Here is a 16,925-nt window from a genome sequence, read left to right on the forward strand (position 1 = left end):
TTTGCTGATCTGTCTTGTATGCAACAGGTAAATGTTTCCTTATTTTCAATCAAGCAACACCGGCTTCATCCCAAAGTCTTCTTCAATTCAGCACGCGCCGTATTGAGTGCGGCATCCAAAGCCGCCCCGTCACGACCTCCGGCCTGAGCAAGGTTCGGACGGCCTCCTCCTCCTCCTCCGCAAAGCTTGGCGATCGCACCGATGAATTTGCCAGCTTGCTGGCCAGTAGCAATCACAGCCTTGCCGAACGCTGCCACCAAAATCACTTTCCCTTGATCGCTCGGATCAGGCAAACCTCCCAACACGACAGCAGTGGCATCACCCAACTGATCCAACAATCCCAAAGCGGCTCCCTGTAAGCCGTCACCATTCACACCATCAAGACGGGCCACCAACAACTGGTGCTTCCCTACGGCTACGGCTTGGACTGCCAAGGCCGCTGACTTCGCAACAGCTAATTCAGACCGTGCTGCAGTCAACGCTTTTTGGCTGTTCTTCAGTTCCTCCTGCAACGCCACAACGCGCTCAACAATCTCGCCAGGCTGCGCCTTAAAGCGGTCACCAAGCTGCTTCACCACAACCTCACGCTCATTGAGATAAGCCAACACGGAAGCACCGGCCACCGCTTCAATCCTGCGGATCCCAGCAGCAACGCCGCTCTCGCTCACGATCTTGAACAGACCAATCTCGGCCGTATTGCCCACATGCGTGCCACCACATAGCTCCATCGACACACCGGGAACGTCAACCACTCGCACCACATCGGCATACTTCTCGCCAAACATCGCGACCGCACCAGCAGCCTTGGCTTGATCAATCGCCATCTCATTCACTTCAAGACTTTGCGCATCGCTAATCCAGCCATTGATCAAGGTTTCGATCTGCTCAAGCTCCTCAGGCTTCACCGCCCGGGGACAGTGAAAGTCGAAGCGCAGCCGCTCGAAATTGACCAGGGAACCAGCCTGCCCGATGCCTTCATCCACCACCTGTTTCAGTGCCGCTTGGAGCAAGTGGGTAGCCGTGTGATTCGCCTGAGCGCGACGGCGGCAGGCGCGATCGACTTGACCATGCACCACATCACCTACTCCAAGGCGGCCAAGCTGAACTCTGCCGCTATGGACGAACACCCCGCGGTTGCGGCTAACGCCCTCAATGACGACGATCAAACCGTTTCCATCAGGGCCATCGCCTACCAGAAGGCCGCGATCACCCACCTGACCACCGCCCTCGCCATAAAAAGGTGTGTTGTCCAGCACCACCTGCACCACATCGCCATCCGAAGCTGATGCAGCTGCTTCACCGTTGACCAATAAGGCCTGCACGGTGCTACTGCTCTGCACTAACAGGTCATATCCCTCAAACGATGTGGCATTGAGATCAGCCGCAACTTGATCGATTGCATCCTGCAGCGTGAGATCAATACTCACCGCCGCGGCCTTGGCCCGCTGACGCTGTTGTTCCATCGCCTGCTCGAATCCGGCCAGATCAACATCAAGGCCATGCTCTTCGGCAATTTCCTGGGTGAGCTCAAGGGGAAATCCATAGGTGTCATATAGCTCAAATGCTTGGGCACCACTGATCTGCTTGGGCTTGCTCTCCAGCACGTCTGCCAGCAGCTTCTCCCCACGCTCCAAGGTTTCCAAAAAGCGCGACTCCTCCCTCTGAAGCTCGGCCAAGATCACCTCCTGCCTCTCAATCACCGACGGATAGGCGTCCTTTAGGAGTGCGATCGAAGCTTGTCCCATCGTGACAAGAAAAGGTTGGTGAATGCCCAACAAACGGCCATGACGCACCACCCGGCGTAAGAGACGGCGCAGAATGTATCCCCGCCCCAAGTTGCTTGCCGAAACGCCATCACAAATCAGTTGCGTCACAGCACGGCTGTGGTCACCAATCACTTTGAGAGACGTTTGACCTGCATCGTCGAGCTGGTGGTAGTCGACCCCAGCAAGATCAGCCGCCGCCTGAATCAGCGGAAAGATCAGGTCGGTTTCATAGTTATTGGGAACCTTCTGCAGAATCTGAGCCATCCGCTCCAGTCCCAGGCCGGTGTCGATGTTCCGGTTAGCAAGCGGCGTGAGGGTGCCCTCAGCGTCGCGGTTGTATTGCATAAACACCAAGTTGTAGAACTCGATGAAACGGTCGTCGTCCTCGAGATCAATTCCTTCATCACCAAGTTCGGGGTTGAAGTCGTAGTAGATCTCCGAGCAGGGGCCGCAGGGGCCGGTCGGACCAGACGCCCAAAAGTTGTCGGCTTCGTCCATGCGAATGATCCGCTTCGGGTTGACCCCGACCACATCACGCCAAATCTGTTCAGCCTCATCGTCTTCACGGAAGACACTCACCACCAAATGCTTGGGATCGATACCAAAGAGATCCGTACTCAGCTCCCAGGCCCACTCAATCGCCTGCTGCTTGAAGTAGTCACCGAAGGAAAAGTTGCCGAGCATTTCAAAAAACGTGTGATGCCGTGCCGTACGGCCCACGTTCTCGATGTCGTTGGTGCGAATGCACTTTTGGCTACTGGTAGCCCGCGGCGCTGGCCGCTTCTGCTGCCCGAGAAAGACTGGCTTAAACGGCAACATTCCCGCAATGGTGAGCAAGACCGTGGGATCCTCAGGAATCAAGGAGGCGCTTGCCATCACCTTGTGGCCCCGCTCTTCGTAGAAGCTCAGGAATGCTGCCCGAATTTCAGCACCAGAGCGGGGGGTGGCAGCAGCGGATCGCGACGAACGTGCAACAGCCATGGCGGATTCCGCGTCAACAACAGATCGAACGGCCATGATCGCCCCTGAGCAGCCGCGCACCGTCGTCGCACCGTCTCCTGCCACCGACAGCCGCGATCGACTGCGCCGCCTTTCCATTGGCTGGGCCTGCCTTGCTGGACTTACAGCAGGCCTTTTCAGCCTTCCATTTGGACTCGAAATGGCGGTGCGATCCTGTGGCTGCGGATTGTTTTATGGCCTTCTGGCCTTTCACCTGGAGCGCGTTGACTCCAATGACTCTCACCTACGCGCAGGGCTCGTTGGAGCGGTCTGTGGGTTACGAAGCCTGGGGATGTCGTTACCTTCCCCCTTGGCAGGGGCCGATGCCCTGGCAATAATGGTGTTGGATCTCCTCATTGGGTGGTTGCCGTTGATCGGCAGTGCACTCGTGCTTTACGGAACCCAACGCATGTTTTCTGCGTCGCGGCCATGAGCCTGCTGCACGCCACCTGGCTTCCGGCCATTCGTACTCCTACCAGCTCTGGACGAGCTGCCCTTTTGGTGTGGGCCGACACCTGGCGCGTTGCCGAGCCTGCAGGCCCAAGTACAACCCCTGCGCTTCACCCGTTCACCCTCAGCCCAGACGATCTCCGGGCCTTGCTCACGGAACGGGATCTTTTACCCGACGGCATCATTGATGCCACGGCATGCCTCACCCTGCCGAGCCGCAGCGTGAAGCCCCGAAAAAAACGCGAAACAGAGACCAGCAGCACTGAACAGCCCAGCTGGACAGGCCTTCCCTTACAGGCTGGAGAACCGATCCCCAAACAAACAGAGTGGTGGCCTTGGCAGGTTCAGGGGCTCGCAATTGACCCCATGGCGGCCACCGCCTGGCTGTCCAAACTGCCTCTGTCAGGACGACATCCTGATTTGGCTGATGAGTTGCGCTGGTGGAGTCACATGCAGCGTTGGTCCCTCAGCCTCGTAGCCCGAAGTCGCTGGCTCCCCCAAGTGGAGCTGAGCAAGGGCGAGGGCTATCCCCATCGCGCCCGCTGGGTACCGCTTCTGAATCGGGAAGAAGACAGGCGCCGTCTAGAAGACTTGGCCGCAGGGCTCCCTCTCGTTGCCACCTGTGCCCTGCCTTGGCGAGAACCAACGGGCAAACGCAGCAACCGAATCACCAGGCTCAGACCAGAAGCCATGCGCGCCGCGAATCCCGTGGCTTGCTGCAGGCCTCGCAGCGGACGACTAAGGGTTGCCACGTTATTGGCCGACCTGATGGACGCGCAGCTGCGCAAGGGCTTTACTCCTGACCCTGACGGCTTGGACCCCCTGCTACGCGCCTGGGAGGAGGCCTTGAGCTCGGATACAGGTGAAATCCAACTCAGCGATGAAGAAACCGAACGCCTAGCCACCGCCAGTAATCATTGGCGTGAAGGGGTCGCTGGAAATGTTGCTGCAGCCCGCGCCTGCCTGGAGCTGGCAACACCAGCGGACGATGAGGACCTTTGGCCACTGCGCTTCTTTCTGCAGGCGGAAGCAGATCCAACCCTCAAGCTGCCCGCAGGAGCGGCATGGGCTGCAGGCCCCAGCGGCCTCCAACTTGGGGAAATCAAGGTGGAGCACCCCAGCGAGGTCTTGCTCGAGGGTATGGGGCGAGCCCTGACCGTGTTCCAACCGATCGAGCGCGGACTGGACAGTGCCACGCCAGAGAGCATGCAGCTCACACCAGCTGAAGCGTTTGTTTTGGTGCGCACAGCAGTCCGACAACTGCGGGATGTGGGCGTTGGCGTTGACCTGCCACCAAGCCTGTCTGGAGGGCTGGCTAGCAGGCTTGGCCTCGCCATCAAGGCAGAACTCTCCGAGCGTTCGCGAGGCTTCACGCTCGGTGAAAACCTTGACTGGAGCTGGGAGCTGATGATCGGCGGGGTGACGCTGACCTTGCGAGAGCTTGAGCGATTGGCTGGTAAGCGCAGCCCTCTGGTGCGTCACAAAGGGGCTTGGATCGAACTACGGCCCAATGACCTCAAAAATGCCGAGCGCTTTTGCGCCGCCAATCCAGACCTGAGCCTCGACGACGCGCTTCGGCTCACCGCCACCGAAGGCGACACGATGATGCGCCTGCCCGTGCATCAATTTGATGCCGGTCCGCGGCTGCAAGCCGTGCTGGAGCAGTACCACCAGCAGAAAGCGCCAGACCCACTCCCCGCTCCCGAGGGCTTTTCGGGTCAACTCAGGCCCTATCAAGAGAGAGGACTCGGCTGGCTTGCCTTCCTGCATCGCTTCGACCAAGGCGCCTGCTTGGCCGATGACATGGGCCTTGGCAAAACCATCCAGCTGCTGGCTTTTCTGCAACACCTCAAGGCAGAAAACGAACTCAAGCGATCAGTGCTTTTAATTGCACCCACATCTGTCCTTACGAACTGGAAACGAGAGGCAACAGCGTTTACACCCGAGCTCAAGGTGCATGAGCACTACGGTCCAAAACGCCCGAGCACCCCAGCAGCACTGAAAAAGGCGCTGAAAGACGTGGATCTCGTGCTCACCAGCTATGGCCTGTTACAACGCGACAGTGAGCTCCTCGAAAGTCACGATTGGCAAGGCCTCGTGATCGATGAAGCGCAGGCGATAAAAAACCCCTCCGCGAAGCAAAGCCAAGCCGCCCGTGATCTGGCCCGCCCGAAAAAGAACAGCCGTTTTCGCATCGCACTCACCGGCACACCAGTTGAGAACCGCGTCAGCGAGCTCTGGGCCCTGATGGACTTCCTCAACCCTCGGGTACTGGGAGAGGAAGAATTTTTCCGACATCGCTATCGCATGCCGATTGAGCGTTACGGAGACCTGTCCTCGCTGCGCGACCTCAAAGCCCGAGTGGGACCTTTCATCCTCAGACGACTCAAAACAGACAAAGCGATCATCTCGGATCTACCCGAGAAGGTGGAATTGAGCGAGTGGGTTGGGCTGAGCAAAGAGCAGAAGTCGCTGTATGCCAAAACCGTTGAAGACACCTTGGATGCCATTGCCCGCGCGCCACGCGGCAAACGTCATGGTCAGGTGTTGGGTCTGCTCACCAAGCTCAAGCAGATTTGCAACCACCCTGCGCTTGCCCTCAAGGAGCAGGGCGCCAGCGAAGATTTCCTCAAACGGTCCGTGAAGCTGCAACGTCTCGAAGAAATTTTGGACGAGGTTGTAGAAGCTGGGGATCGAGCCTTGCTGTTTACCCAGTTCGCGGAATGGGGCAAGTTGCTCCAGGATTATTTGCAACGACGCTGGCGCAGCGAAGTTCCCTTCCTCAGCGGCAGCACCAGCAAAAGTGAACGGCAAGCCATGGTCGATCGCTTCCAGGAGGATCCGCGCGGGCCCCAGCTTTTCCTGTTATCACTCAAAGCTGGCGGAGTCGGCCTCAACCTCACGCGCGCCAGTCATGTCTTTCACATCGACCGTTGGTGGAACCCCGCCGTTGAAAATCAAGCCACGGACCGTGCCTATCGCATCGGCCAAACGAACCGGGTCATGGTGCATAAGTTCATCACCAGCGGCTCCGTTGAGGAGAAAATTGACCGCATGATCCGCGAGAAGTCCAGACTGGCGGAAGACATCATTGGCTCCGGCGAAGACTGGCTTGGAGGCCTGGAAATGGGACAACTCAAAGAGCTAGTGAGCCTGGAGGACAACCAAGCATGAGCATCACTCCACCAGGTGGCATCAACACATCGATCAGTGACGACGGTCTGTCCCAACAACCCTGGTGGGTTGAGCAATGGATGGAGCTCATCAATTCCTACCGCTTCAAAAAGCGCTTGGAACGGGCCTGGGCCTACGCGCGAGAAGGTCATGTGACCTCCATTCGCTTCGAAGGACGACGCGTGCATGCCCGCGTGCAAGGCACAGACAAAGACCCCTACAAAGTGAAGCTCTGGCTCGACGTTCTTAAAGATGAGGACTGGCGCTACGTACTGGAGGCGCTCACGATGAAGGCCCGCTGGTCCGCTCAACTCTTGGCAGGGATCATGCCAGCCGATATCGAACGGGCCTTCGCTGCCAGTGGCCGCCGCCTGTTCCCCTTCAAGCTTCAAGAGGTGAGGAGCGAATGCAGCTGTCCAGACAAAGCCAACCCTTGTAAACACATCAGCGCCGTTTACTTCTTGATGGGAGAACGGTTCAGCGAAGATCCGTTTGTGCTGTTTCAGCTGCGTGGTCGCACGCGAGCCAAACTGCTGGAAGACCTGGCGGCGCATCGCCTAGAGGCATTACAGGCCATCGCCGAGAGCGCAAACCAGAACGACAACGCAGAAGCGCTTGCGATTGACGTCAGTAGTAGCGAACTCAATCCTCCCCATCCCGCGGTTCTCGATCCAACGCTCTGGTGGCGCTATGACGCTGGCCTTGACGGAGACCTGGTGGTGATCACCCCGGCGATGGAAGGAGACACGGGACTGGACGCTGCAGGTGAACTACCACTAGCCGAAGAGCCCCGCTTCCCGGAGGCTCGGCCCCGTTTCTTGCAGCACCTGCGCGAACAAGGACAAGCCTTAGCGCAACAAGCCATGTTGGAAGCGATGGCAGCGGGGCAGTAAGCCATGACGGGCATCATTTCAAGTACCACCGCTCCCTGGTTGAGACCTGATGCCCAGGCGCTAACCAACGGCTTGCTGATCTCCTATCAACGGGCCTTTGCTCAACCCCTACTGGTGTGTGATCAAAGCGGCTCGTTTCATCGCACAGCAGCGCAAGAGCTTTTCGCGAGCCCAATTGCCGTGTTGGCTCATGATCACAGTGCTGACCCATTGCTGACCTATGCCAACGGCACAGCCCTGCGGATCTGGGGGCACAGTTGGCAGACCATGGTGGGCATGCCCTCCAGGCTGACTGCGGAGGAGAGTGAGCAACGCGAGCGTGCCAGCGCTCTTCAGCAAGCCCAACAAAGTGCCGGATTCAGAGGCTATGGCGGGATCCGCATTAATCAAGAAGGTCGGCGTTTCATGATTCACAACGCTCGAATCTGGCCCCTGTGGGATGACAATAATGAGGTCTGCGGACAGGCCGCTGCTTTCTCCAGCTGGTGGTGGATTTAATCACTGAAGGGAACAGGATGACTGCCTGTTCAGGCACCCCAACCGAAAACCCACCAACCGAGGAAGAGCAAGCTGAAGCCTGTCAAAAAGGCCAGACCAAACCAAGTGAGCACTTGCATCGCTGGACCATCGCGATGCTCTACAGCCACCAAGTCACTGTTCATCGTGTCCATGGCCATCCAGGCAAATAACGGAGCTGTCAGAAAGCTTCCTGTCATCGCACCGAAAACGAAATCTTTCACTCCAATCCCCCCACTGAACGCAAACAGCAGGGCCACCAAGGCAGCCAATAAATGCAGCACTAACCACACGGACAAACGACGCTGCTGAGGAGCCGAGGCCAAATCCCCTCGATCAGACCCCTGCAGCAAACCTTGGATCGCTGAAATACTGCGTGGATACGCATCCAAACAGGTGAGCGTTGTACTAAACATCGCCGCAAAAGCCGCCGGAATAATCACCCAAGCGGCCCAGCCACCCATGGCTTCGGTGTACAGGCGAATGAGATTCTGAGCAAAAGACACCCCACTGCCCGCAAACATTCCCTCACCGGTGCCATACATCGTGTAGGCACCCAAAATCACAAAAAAGACTGCTGTCACAACAGTGACCACATAGCCGAGGTTGAAATCAAATTCGGCCTCCTTCAAAGACGCCGAATGCTTGCTGTCTTGCGCGCGGGAGAACATCCACAACGACGGCCATACGCACATCTCCACCGGACCGGGCATCCAGCCCATCAAGGGGATTAGGAATGCCAAGTTTGCGGCTGTCCAGGGAGAAGGAGTTGTACCAACCCAGGTGGCTGCCACATCCCCAACAGAACCGCGCATCAACAGTGTCAACGCTGCCACTCCGGAAAGAAGGGTCAACAGAACAACCAACACTTTCGAAAGACGATCCAGCGCCCGGTAGTGCCCCAGAAGAAGGATCAAGCCACTCACAGCCAGCACGGCGATGGCCAAGCCGAACGTATTGAAATTCGCCAAAAGCGGCACGTTGGTCAACAAGAGCCCAGCAACAAAGCTGACCGCCGCAATCGTGAGCGTTCCGGTGACAAGACTGACCAAGAGGTAAAGCGGGAGGTAGAAGCGATTGCGGCGCTGAAACCTCTCTAACAATGTCAATCCAGTGACTGCTGTAAAACGTGTGCCCACCCGCAGAAATGGATACTTCACCAAATTGGTGAGCAGGATTAGGCCCAATAACGCAAAGCCAAACCTGGCCCCAGCCGTTGTGGACGACATCAAGTGAGACCCGCCAATACAGGCCCCAGCCATCAAAATCCCCGGCCCTAGGCTCTGCCTGAGACCCGATGCCGAACGTGAGGCGGAGGTAGCCATAGAGAGACGAATGGTTGGAGGCCATCCTCCTGCGAAGCCTCACGCAATGGAACATCCGTTCATCGGTCGAGATCAAGATGCTGCACGACTTGAACGCGAATCCACGGCGATCGAACACAAATGAAGCCGGGAAGCCAAGCTTGACTGATGAACAAGGGCTCAATCTTCTTACGCTGCGATGAGAGTCAATGAGTTTGCAAGCGAGAGCCTTCCCTCTTCGGCGAGAGGAGACTTGACCCAGACCTGTCAGCGTTCGGCTCTCACGACTTCTCAGTAGCAGCAACCGAACCTGGTGGTCTAGACCGAACCAAAACGGGCGGTTCTTACACTCCCAGTTGAGATCAATTCAGCGCAGATTGGCGTTGCGGGAAACACAAACTTCCTGAATTTCACAGCCAATTTGAGATTTACCCATGATCACCCTTCGTACATCACCCTTCGATTTGTTGGATCGCCTTGAGCAGCAAGTTTCACAAGCTGAACGCGTTCCCGCTGCTGAAGTGATCGAAACCAACGCCAGCTACACCGTGCGTCTGGAGCTACCAGGCGTTGACCATGACTCCATCGATATCAAAGCGACGGATCGTTCGCTTTTGATTAGCGCTGAACGGCAACCCACCATCCCCGTTGAAGACAACACATCCCCAGCCGAAGCAGGCGCAGACTCAAATGCAAACGCGCAGCAGCTGCTCAGCGAGTTCCGGGCGGGAACATGGAGTCGCAGTTTTCGGTTCGCCAAGCCGCTCGATCGCGACCAATTAGAGGCCTCCTATCGCGACGGCATTCTTGAGATCAGGGCTGCCAAAAGCGACAACCGCACCACCGTGTCGGTGAAGGTGGAAAGCTGAAACACGCCTGTGAACTCCAGTTAAAGAAAGCAAGTGCAACGGAAAAGAGGTAAAGGGGCTCCTCGCCATGGCGGGGGGCCTTTTTTGTGGATGTGAAAGAACTGATCGATAAGATCCACTGTTGTTCCGTCGATTGATCGACGGGCCTCCGGAGGACGCCAGCCATGCAAAGACGGCAGCTGCTTCGCAGCGGTGGTCAAGCGGCAGCGGCAGCGGCGGGCGCCGCAGCTTTGAGTGCCTGCACGATCCGCCGAGCGGAAGAAACGCGCGCCAGCGGCCTACCCCAAGTGCGCTGGCGCATGGCTACGAGTTGGCCCATCTCCCTCGACACCATTTATGGGGGTGCCGTCACCATCTGCCAACGCGTTGAGGAGATGAGTGGTGGAGCCTTCCGGATTGAGCCTTTTGCAGCGGGCGAAATCGTCCCCGGCCTGGAGGTGCTGGATGCCGTTCAAGCGCGTTCTGTTGAATGCGGCCACACCGCCAGCTACTACTACATCGGCAAGAACCCAGCCTTTGCCTTTGGAACGGCGGTGCCGTTTGGCTTGTCTGCCCAACAGCAAAACACCTGGCTGTATTACGGCGGCGGCAACGAGGACATGAATGCCCTGTTTGCCGATTTCGGAGCAGTAAGTTTCCCAGCCGGAAACACGGGAGGTCAACTGGGAGGGTGGTTTAAAAAACCGATCCAAAACCTTGCATCCCTTCAGGGGTTGAAGATGCGCATCCCTGGTCTAGGTGGAAAGGTGATGGCCAAACTGGGCGTGAATGTCCAGGTTCTTCCTGGTGGAGAGATTTACCTCGCTTTAGAGCGGGGCACGATCGATGCAGCCGAATTCACTGGACCCTATGACGATGAAAAGCTTGGATTAGCCAAAGCCGCAAAGCACTATTACTACCCCGGTTGGTGGGAGCCAGGGCCAACACTGATGGCACTGGTCAACCGCAAAGCCTGGTCGGACCTCCCAAAGGAGTATCAAGCCATGTTCCGCACGGCCTGCTACGAAGCCAACCTGGGAATGTTGAGCAATTACGAATGGCGTAACAGCGAAGCATTGCAACGCATCACCCGCCAAGGCATCAAGCTCGAGCGCTATGGCGATGACATCCTCAAAGCTGCTCGTAGCGCTAGCGCGGAGATTTTTCAGGAGCTCGCGGATGCCGACGCAGGATTTAAAGCTCTGCTCGAGCGCTGGCGCTTGTTCCGCCGAGACACCAGAAGGTGGAACAACATCAATGAATTACCGCTCGCTGAATTTGATGAAAGCAGCGAAGGAGATCAACCAGGAGACCAGCGATGAACGGTCGCTTTGCAGGTCTCGTACGCATGCTCGACGGGATGAATGCCGCTGCAGCCTGGCTAGCGCGCTGGTCGGTGTTGTTGATGCTCGCCATCGGCTTCTGGAATGTGGTGGGCCGGTATGTGGGATCAGCAATCGGGATCAACCTCAGCAGCAATGGGCTGATCGAAGCCCAGTGGTATTTATTTGCGCTGATTTTTCTGCTCGGACTGGGCTGGACGCTGCAAAAAGACGGCCATGTTCGTGTTGATGTCCTGCAAAGCCGCTGGAGCGCCCGCCGCCAGGCTCGCCAAGAACTCAGTTCATTGCTCTTGTTATTACTGCCATTCGCCTTTGGCGTCATGGCCCTATCGGTTGCACCGGCGCTGCGTTCTTGGAGTATTGGGGAGATGTCTCCCGATCCGGGTGGTTTACCTCGCACCTGGCTGAAGTCTCTGATTCCAGTGGGTTTTCTGTTACTAGGCCTCCAGGGAATTGCGGAATCCTTGCGGCTGCGCTGGAAGCTGATGCATGGGGATGAGCAGTCCGATGGTCAGCAACCTCCTCAGGAAGGAACCGGCCTGTGATTGAAATTGAATCCATGGGTTGGGTGCTGAGTTTCGACTCCTCAGCGGTCCTCGCACCCGGCATGTTTCTGACCTTGATCCTGGCCCTTCTCAGTGGATTCCCTGTGGCCTTCTGCTTGGGAGGCATCGGCGTGATTTTCGCGTTGCTGGGAATGCTGACCGGCGAAATCGAACCTCAATTCGTCACGGCGCTTCCCCAACGGATTTTGGGAATCATGGGCAACTTCACCTTGCTGGCGATCCCCGCTTTCGTATTCATGGGGTCGATGCTGGAGAGCTCAGGCATCGCCGAACGCTTGCTCGAGAGCATGGGTCGCCTGCTGGGACGCGTACGCGGCGGACTGGCTCTCGCCGTCGTGCTCGTTGGGTCACTACTTGCCGCCACCACCGGCGTGGTCGCCGCAACCGTCACCACCATGGGAATGATTTCCCTGCCGGCCATGTTGAAGGCTGGCTACGACAAAACTCTGGCCACGGGCGTGATCGTGGCTTCGGGAACACTGGGCCAGATCATCCCTCCAAGCATCGTGCTCGTCGTCCTCGGCGATCAGTTGGGAATCTCCGTTGGAGACCTGTTCATCGGCGCATTGCTTCCTGGACTCCTGATGGCTGCGGTGTTTGCGATCTATGTGCTGGTCATCAGTGCGATCAAACCTGAACTCGCACCTCAGCTCCCTCAAGCTGAACTGGGAGCCACCCAGCCTCTGCAGCTGGTGCAATCGATGGTGCCGCCCTTGTCATTAATTCTGATTGTGCTGGGGAGCATCTTTTTCGGGATCGCGACCCCAACGGAAGCCGGCGTGATCGGCGCGGTGGGCGCGATGCTCCTGGCCGCTCTCAATGGAGGCTTCAGCCGCAAGCAACTGTCCAAGGTGTGCGAGAACACCATGACCACTACGGCCATGGTGATGGCAATCCTGCTGGGATCCACCGCCTTCAGCCTTGTCTTCCGAGGAGTCGGCGGGGATCAACTCATCGCTGACATCCTCCTCAACCTCCCCGGAGGTCGGGTTGGATTCCTGGTGTTCAGCATGCTGATCATCTTTTTGCTCGGATTCTTCATCGATTTCTTTGAAATCGCCTTCATCGCTGTGCCCTTGCTGTTGCCAGCAGCACGGCAGCTACTCGGTCCAGATGCCCTGATCTGGTTTGGCGTCATGATCGGGGCCAATCTGCAAACATCATTTCTCACTCCACCCTTCGGATTCGCTCTCTTCTATCTCCGTGGCGTCGCGCCCAAGGAGGTGAAAACCCGGGATATTTATCGGGGGGCCTTGCCTTTCGTGGGTCTGCAGGTGGCTGTTTTGGCTTTGATTATTGCCGTGCCTGGCCTCGTGGGCTGGTTGCCGCGTTTTGCTGCTGCGATGGCACCCATGCCGCTGACTTGATGTTCTCCGTAGAGTTCAGTTCAGCGAGTAACTGCTATGGCCACCTCCAGCTTGAAGCCATCAGTGACTGCGTCAAGCACCAGTCCGAGGCTCTCCCTTCAATCGGAAGTGATTGCTGCTGACAGCAGCACGATTCGCTCCCTCGACTGGGAGAGAAGCCGTTTCGATATTGAATTTGGCCTGCGCAACGGCACCACCTACAACGCCTTTCTGGTGCGGGGTGAACGCACCGCCCTGATTGATACCAGTCACGCCAAATTCCGCGACACCTGGCTGCCGCTTTTGCAGGAGCAAATCGATCCGAAACAGATCGATTACCTGATCGTGAGCCATACCGAACCGGACCACTCAGGACTAATTGGGGACCTGATTGACATGAACCCTGAGATCGAAATTATTGGGTCCAAGGTGGCGATTCAATTCCTGAAAGACCAGGTTCATCGGCCGTTCAGCTCCCGAGCCGTAAAAAGCGGAGAAGAGCTCGACCTAGGCATCAATCCTGAGAGCGGCGTACAGCATCGCTTTGAGTTTTTAAGTGCACCCAACCTGCACTGGCCGGACACGATTTTTTCATTTGACCACGGCAGCGGAATCCTCTATACCTGCGATGCCTTTGGGCTGCACTACTGCTCGGAAGACGTCTTTGACAGCGATCCTGGCGCCATTGCCCCGGATTTCCGCTTCTACTACGACTGCTTGATGGGGCCCAATGCCCGCAGCGTGCTTCAAGCCCTTAAGCGTATGGATGGCCTGCCCGAGATCAACACCATCGCTGTAGGTCATGGCCCTTTGCTTCGCCATCACCTCAGCCACTGGATCAACGATTACCGCGAATGGAGCGGGAAACGCAATAAAGGCGAGAGTTACGCAGCCGTTTGTTATTTGAGTCAATACGGCTTCTGTGACCGCCTCAGCCAGGCGATCGCACATGGCATCGGCAAGACCGACGCTCAGGTTCAACTTGTTGATCTACGCGCCACCGATGCCCAAGAGCTCACAGCCCTGATTAGTGAAGCCAAGGCCGTGGTGGTTCCCACCTGGCCAGCGAACGCAGATGCTGAGCTGCAAAGCAGCATCGGAACCTTATTGGCTGCGTTGCATGGCAAACAACTCGTTGGCGTCTACGACGCTTTTGGTGGAGATGACGAGCCGATCGATTCTGTGGCCGGACAACTACGCAGCCAGGGACAGAAGGAAGCCTTTTCCCCCCTCCGCATTCGCCAGCTTCCTCAAGGTGGCGACTATCAGCGCTGCGAAGAATCAGGCACCGACCTTGGCCAGTTTTTAACGCGAGCCAAAACGATCGCAGCCATGAAAAGCCTGGACGGCGATCTAGACAAAGCTCTAGGTCGTCTCAGCGGTGGGCTCTATGTAGTCACTGCCAGCCAAGGCGCAGGCGACAGCCTGCGCCGTAGCGCGATGGTGGCGAGCTGGGTCAGTCAGGCCAGTTTCACCCCACCAGGCATCACCGTGGCCGTTGCCAAAGACAGGGCAATCGAGGCTCTGATGCAGGTTGGCGACCAATTTGTGCTGAATATCCTCCGCGAGGACAACCATCAACAACTGCTCCGCCATTTTCTCAAGCGATTCCCACCCGGCGCCGACCGTTTCGCTGGCATCAACGTGCTGGAGTCAGAAGCGGAGGGCGGCCCCGTCCTCGGAGATGCACTGGCGTACTTGGGTTGCCGCGTGGAACAACGCATGGAAGGTCCCGATCACTGGGTGATTTATGCCGTGGTGGAACAGGGGAACGTGGCTGACGCCAATGCCATGACCGCCGTGCATCACCGCAAAGTGGGGAACCACTACTAATGGCGACATCCAACCTCGAGGCCCCTGTAGCAGTGAGCCGACAAGTGATCAGCCTGCCCATCGATGAAGGACTCACTTGCCTGCGGGGGCTGAGTCCTCAACGGCTCCGATTCGAGTTGGAATATGCGCTGGAACGAGGCAGCACCGCCAATAGTTTTCTGTTTGATGCCGGCACAGATTGCGAGGGCCAGCATCAGACCGCGGTCCTTGTGCATCCTCCCGGCAAGGCCTACGACAAGGCCTTTCTCCCGGCTCTTGCAGGCTTACTCCCCGCCCAAACCATTGCGCTGAAGGTTGTGGTTGGGCACGTCAACCCCAACAGGGTGGCGCTGCTCCGTGATCTGGCCAGCCTGTATCCCGAGCTCGAACTGATTGCCTCAAACGCTGGCGCCAAGCTCCTGGAGGAACTCTGGTCCCAACGCAAACCCGCAGCCCCGGGACAGGCGAGCGAACAGCCTGCCATTCCCGAACTTCCAGCCATCCAGGTGATCCGCCACGAGCAAACCCTGCCTCTCAGCTATCACCACAAGCTTCAACTCGTTCCCGCTCCAACGCCCCGATGGCCTGGGGGCCTGCTGGCGTTTGAACAGTCGCTCGGACTTCTGATGAGCGGCAAGCTGTTTTCGGCGCACATCTGCACCCATGAGTGGGCTGAGTCCGGTCGCAGTGCCACTGAAGAGGAGCGTCGTCACTTTTATGACTGCCTCATGGCACCGATGGCGGGCCAGGTGGACTCCCTGGTGGAGCGCCTAGAAGAGCTGGACATCACCACGGTGGCGCCGGGCCACGGTCCAGCCATCGACACAAGCTGGCGCAGTTTGTTCAATGACTATCGGCGCTGGGGGGAAAGCCAACAGCAAGCCAGCCTGTCGGTTGCACTGCTCTTTGCCAGTGCTTACGGAAACACGGCTGCCATCGCTGATGCCTTAGCTCAAGGTGTTGGTCGCACTGGGATTCGAATCACCAGTCTCAACTGTGAATTCACACCTCCGGACGAACTGATCAACACGATCAAACAAGCAGACGGCATTTTGATCGGCTCCCCAACGCTCGGGGGCCATGCGCCAACGCCGATCGTCTCCGCCTTGGGGACGCTCCTTGCCGAAGGAGACCGCAGTAAACCCGTAGGCGTATTTGGCAGCTTTGGCTGGAGCGGTGAAGCCATCGACCTGTTGGAAAACAAGCTTCGCGACGGCGGATTTCACTTTGCGTTCGACCCCATCCGGGTGAAGTTCAGCCCTGACGCAGCGATGATTCGAACCCTCGAAGAAACCGGCACCCGATTCGGTCGCGAGTTGCATCGAGAGCAACGCAAACAGCAACGCCGCAGCGGAGGCGGGCTCAGTGAAAGCCGCAGTGACCCTGCCGTGCTGGCCCTGGGTCGGGTCGTGGGATCTCTCTGCGTTCTCACCGCACGAAAGGGTGAACTCTCCGGCGCCATGATTGCGAGCTGGGTCACCCAAGCCAGTTTCACGCCACCGGGATTCACCGTGGCAGTTGCCAAGGATCGAGCCGTTGAGGCCCTTCTTCATATCGGCGACTGCTTTGCTTTAAACGTGCTTGCTGAAGGGCGCGAAAGCGGGCCCATGAAGCAATTCCTCCAACCGTTTGAGCCTGGAGCTGATCGCTTTGCCGGCCTGGAACTGAAAGCCAGTCCCCATGAACAGCCTTTGCTTCCGGAGGCCTTGGCCTGGATGGAAGCAACTGTGAAACAACGCATGGAATGCGGGGATCACTGGCTGATTTACGCCGAGGTCTCCCATGGAGGCCTGCTCGATTCTGTAGGAGGTACGGCAGTGCATCAGCGGCGCAGCGGCGCGAACTACTAAGGGAATGCGCCATCCAGGCCCACCAACCCCGAGCGCTAACTCATAGCGAGTATGAGAT

Annotated in this window: 12 protein-coding genes; 10 read left to right on the top strand and 2 right to left on the bottom strand. The window is 57.7% G+C overall.

Going from position 1 to position 16,925, the window contains the following annotated elements:
* Positions 1–65: 65 nt before the first annotated feature.
* The gene (gene alaS, locus SYNC_RS12695; protein ID WP_011620657.1) at positions 66–2,747 is read right to left on the bottom strand and encodes an alanine--tRNA ligase; all 2,682 of its coding nucleotides are present in this window, start codon (positions 2,745–2,747) and stop codon (positions 66–68) included.
* Between the two features lie 34 nt (positions 2,748–2,781).
* Here alaS and SYNC_RS12700 point away from each other — a divergent pair, with 34 nt between their 5' ends.
* From SYNC_RS12700 to SYNC_RS12715, 4 genes are read left to right on the top strand one after another with little or no spacing between them, the layout of a single operon-like run.
* On the top strand, positions 2,782–3,198 hold the full coding sequence (locus SYNC_RS12700) for a hypothetical protein (protein ID WP_011620658.1): 417 nt from the start codon (positions 2,782–2,784) through the stop codon (positions 3,196–3,198).
* Positions 3,195–6,389, top strand: coding sequence for a DEAD/DEAH box helicase (locus SYNC_RS12705; protein WP_011620659.1), 3,195 nt, complete (start codon positions 3,195–3,197; stop codon positions 6,387–6,389). Before SYNC_RS12700 ends, SYNC_RS12705 begins: the two co-directional genes overlap by 4 nt.
* The gene (locus tag SYNC_RS12710) at positions 6,386–7,282 is read left to right on the top strand and encodes an SWIM zinc finger family protein (RefSeq protein ID WP_011620660.1); all 897 of its coding nucleotides are present in this window, start codon (positions 6,386–6,388) and stop codon (positions 7,280–7,282) included. Before SYNC_RS12705 ends, SYNC_RS12710 begins: the two co-directional genes overlap by 4 nt.
* Positions 7,283–7,285: 3 nt before the next feature.
* Positions 7,286–7,780: an MEKHLA domain-containing protein gene (locus SYNC_RS12715; protein ID WP_011620661.1), complete on the top strand. Its 495-nt coding sequence runs from the start codon at positions 7,286–7,288 to the stop codon at positions 7,778–7,780.
* A 29-nt stretch (positions 7,781–7,809) separates the two neighbouring features.
* On the opposite strand, the gene SYNC_RS12720 is transcribed toward SYNC_RS12715, so the two are convergent.
* Positions 7,810–9,123 carry an NRAMP family divalent metal transporter gene (locus tag SYNC_RS12720; protein WP_011620662.1) on the bottom strand — a complete coding sequence of 438 codons (1,314 nt, stop codon included), beginning with the start codon at positions 9,121–9,123 and terminating at the stop codon, positions 7,810–7,812.
* A gap of 413 nt (positions 9,124–9,536) precedes the next feature.
* Here SYNC_RS12720 and SYNC_RS12725 point away from each other — a divergent pair, with 413 nt between their 5' ends.
* From SYNC_RS12725 to SYNC_RS12750, 6 genes are all read left to right on the top strand, one after another.
* The gene (locus SYNC_RS12725; protein ID WP_011620664.1) at positions 9,537–9,971 is read left to right on the top strand and encodes an Hsp20/alpha crystallin family protein; all 435 of its coding nucleotides are present in this window, start codon (positions 9,537–9,539) and stop codon (positions 9,969–9,971) included.
* Positions 9,972–10,135: 164 nt separating this feature from the next.
* Complete coding sequence (locus SYNC_RS12730; RefSeq protein WP_011620665.1) at positions 10,136–11,272, top strand: TRAP transporter substrate-binding protein; 1,137 nt, start codon at positions 10,136–10,138, stop codon at positions 11,270–11,272.
* Positions 11,269–11,838 carry a TRAP transporter small permease subunit gene (locus SYNC_RS12735; RefSeq protein WP_011620666.1) on the top strand — a complete coding sequence of 190 codons (570 nt, stop codon included), beginning with the start codon at positions 11,269–11,271 and terminating at the stop codon, positions 11,836–11,838. Before SYNC_RS12730 ends, SYNC_RS12735 begins: the two co-directional genes overlap by 4 nt.
* A 14-nt stretch (positions 11,839–11,852) precedes the next feature.
* Positions 11,853–13,226, top strand: coding sequence for a TRAP transporter large permease subunit (locus SYNC_RS12740; RefSeq protein WP_202795158.1), 1,374 nt, complete (start codon positions 11,853–11,855; stop codon positions 13,224–13,226).
* Between the two features lie 36 nt (positions 13,227–13,262).
* On the top strand, positions 13,263–15,038 hold the full coding sequence (locus tag SYNC_RS12745) for a diflavin flavoprotein (protein ID WP_011620668.1): 1,776 nt from the start codon (positions 13,263–13,265) through the stop codon (positions 15,036–15,038).
* Positions 15,038–16,867 carry a diflavin flavoprotein gene (locus SYNC_RS12750; protein ID WP_011620669.1) on the top strand — a complete coding sequence of 610 codons (1,830 nt, stop codon included), beginning with the start codon at positions 15,038–15,040 and terminating at the stop codon, positions 16,865–16,867. The genes SYNC_RS12745 and SYNC_RS12750 overlap by 1 nt, the downstream gene beginning before the upstream one ends.
* Positions 16,868–16,925: the final 58 nt, after the last annotated feature.

Source organism: Synechococcus sp. CC9311, assembly GCF_000014585.1.
Taxonomy (GTDB): Bacteria; Cyanobacteriota; Cyanobacteriia; order PCC-6307; family Cyanobiaceae; genus Synechococcus_C.

Bases quoted from the DNA above. Each gene is read 5' to 3' on its own strand.
- SYNC_RS12700 (WP_011620658.1), top strand. From the start codon at position 2,782: ATGATCGCCCCTGAGCAGCCGCGCACCGTCGTCGCACCGTCTCCTGCC.
- SYNC_RS12705 (WP_011620659.1), top strand. From the start codon at position 3,195: ATGAGCCTGCTGCACGCCACCTGGCTTCCGGCCATTCGTACTCCTACC.
- SYNC_RS12740 (WP_202795158.1), top strand. From the start codon at position 11,853: ATGGGTTGGGTGCTGAGTTTCGACTCCTCAGCGGTCCTCGCACCCGGC.
- SYNC_RS12745 (WP_011620668.1), top strand. From the start codon at position 13,263: ATGGCCACCTCCAGCTTGAAGCCATCAGTGACTGCGTCAAGCACCAGT.
- alaS (WP_011620657.1), bottom strand. From the start codon at position 2,747: ATGGCTGTTGCACGTTCGTCGCGATCCGCTGCTGCCACCCCCCGCTCT.
- SYNC_RS12750 (WP_011620669.1), top strand. From the start codon at position 15,038: ATGGCGACATCCAACCTCGAGGCCCCTGTAGCAGTGAGCCGACAAGTG.
- SYNC_RS12720 (WP_011620662.1), bottom strand. From the start codon at position 9,123: ATGGCTACCTCCGCCTCACGTTCGGCATCGGGTCTCAGGCAGAGCCTA.
- SYNC_RS12715 (WP_011620661.1), top strand. From the start codon at position 7,286: ATGACGGGCATCATTTCAAGTACCACCGCTCCCTGGTTGAGACCTGAT.
- SYNC_RS12730 (WP_011620665.1), top strand. From the start codon at position 10,136: ATGCAAAGACGGCAGCTGCTTCGCAGCGGTGGTCAAGCGGCAGCGGCA.
- SYNC_RS12725 (WP_011620664.1), top strand. From the start codon at position 9,537: ATGATCACCCTTCGTACATCACCCTTCGATTTGTTGGATCGCCTTGAG.
- SYNC_RS12735 (WP_011620666.1), top strand. From the start codon at position 11,269: ATGAACGGTCGCTTTGCAGGTCTCGTACGCATGCTCGACGGGATGAAT.
- SYNC_RS12710 (WP_011620660.1), top strand. From the start codon at position 6,386: ATGAGCATCACTCCACCAGGTGGCATCAACACATCGATCAGTGACGAC.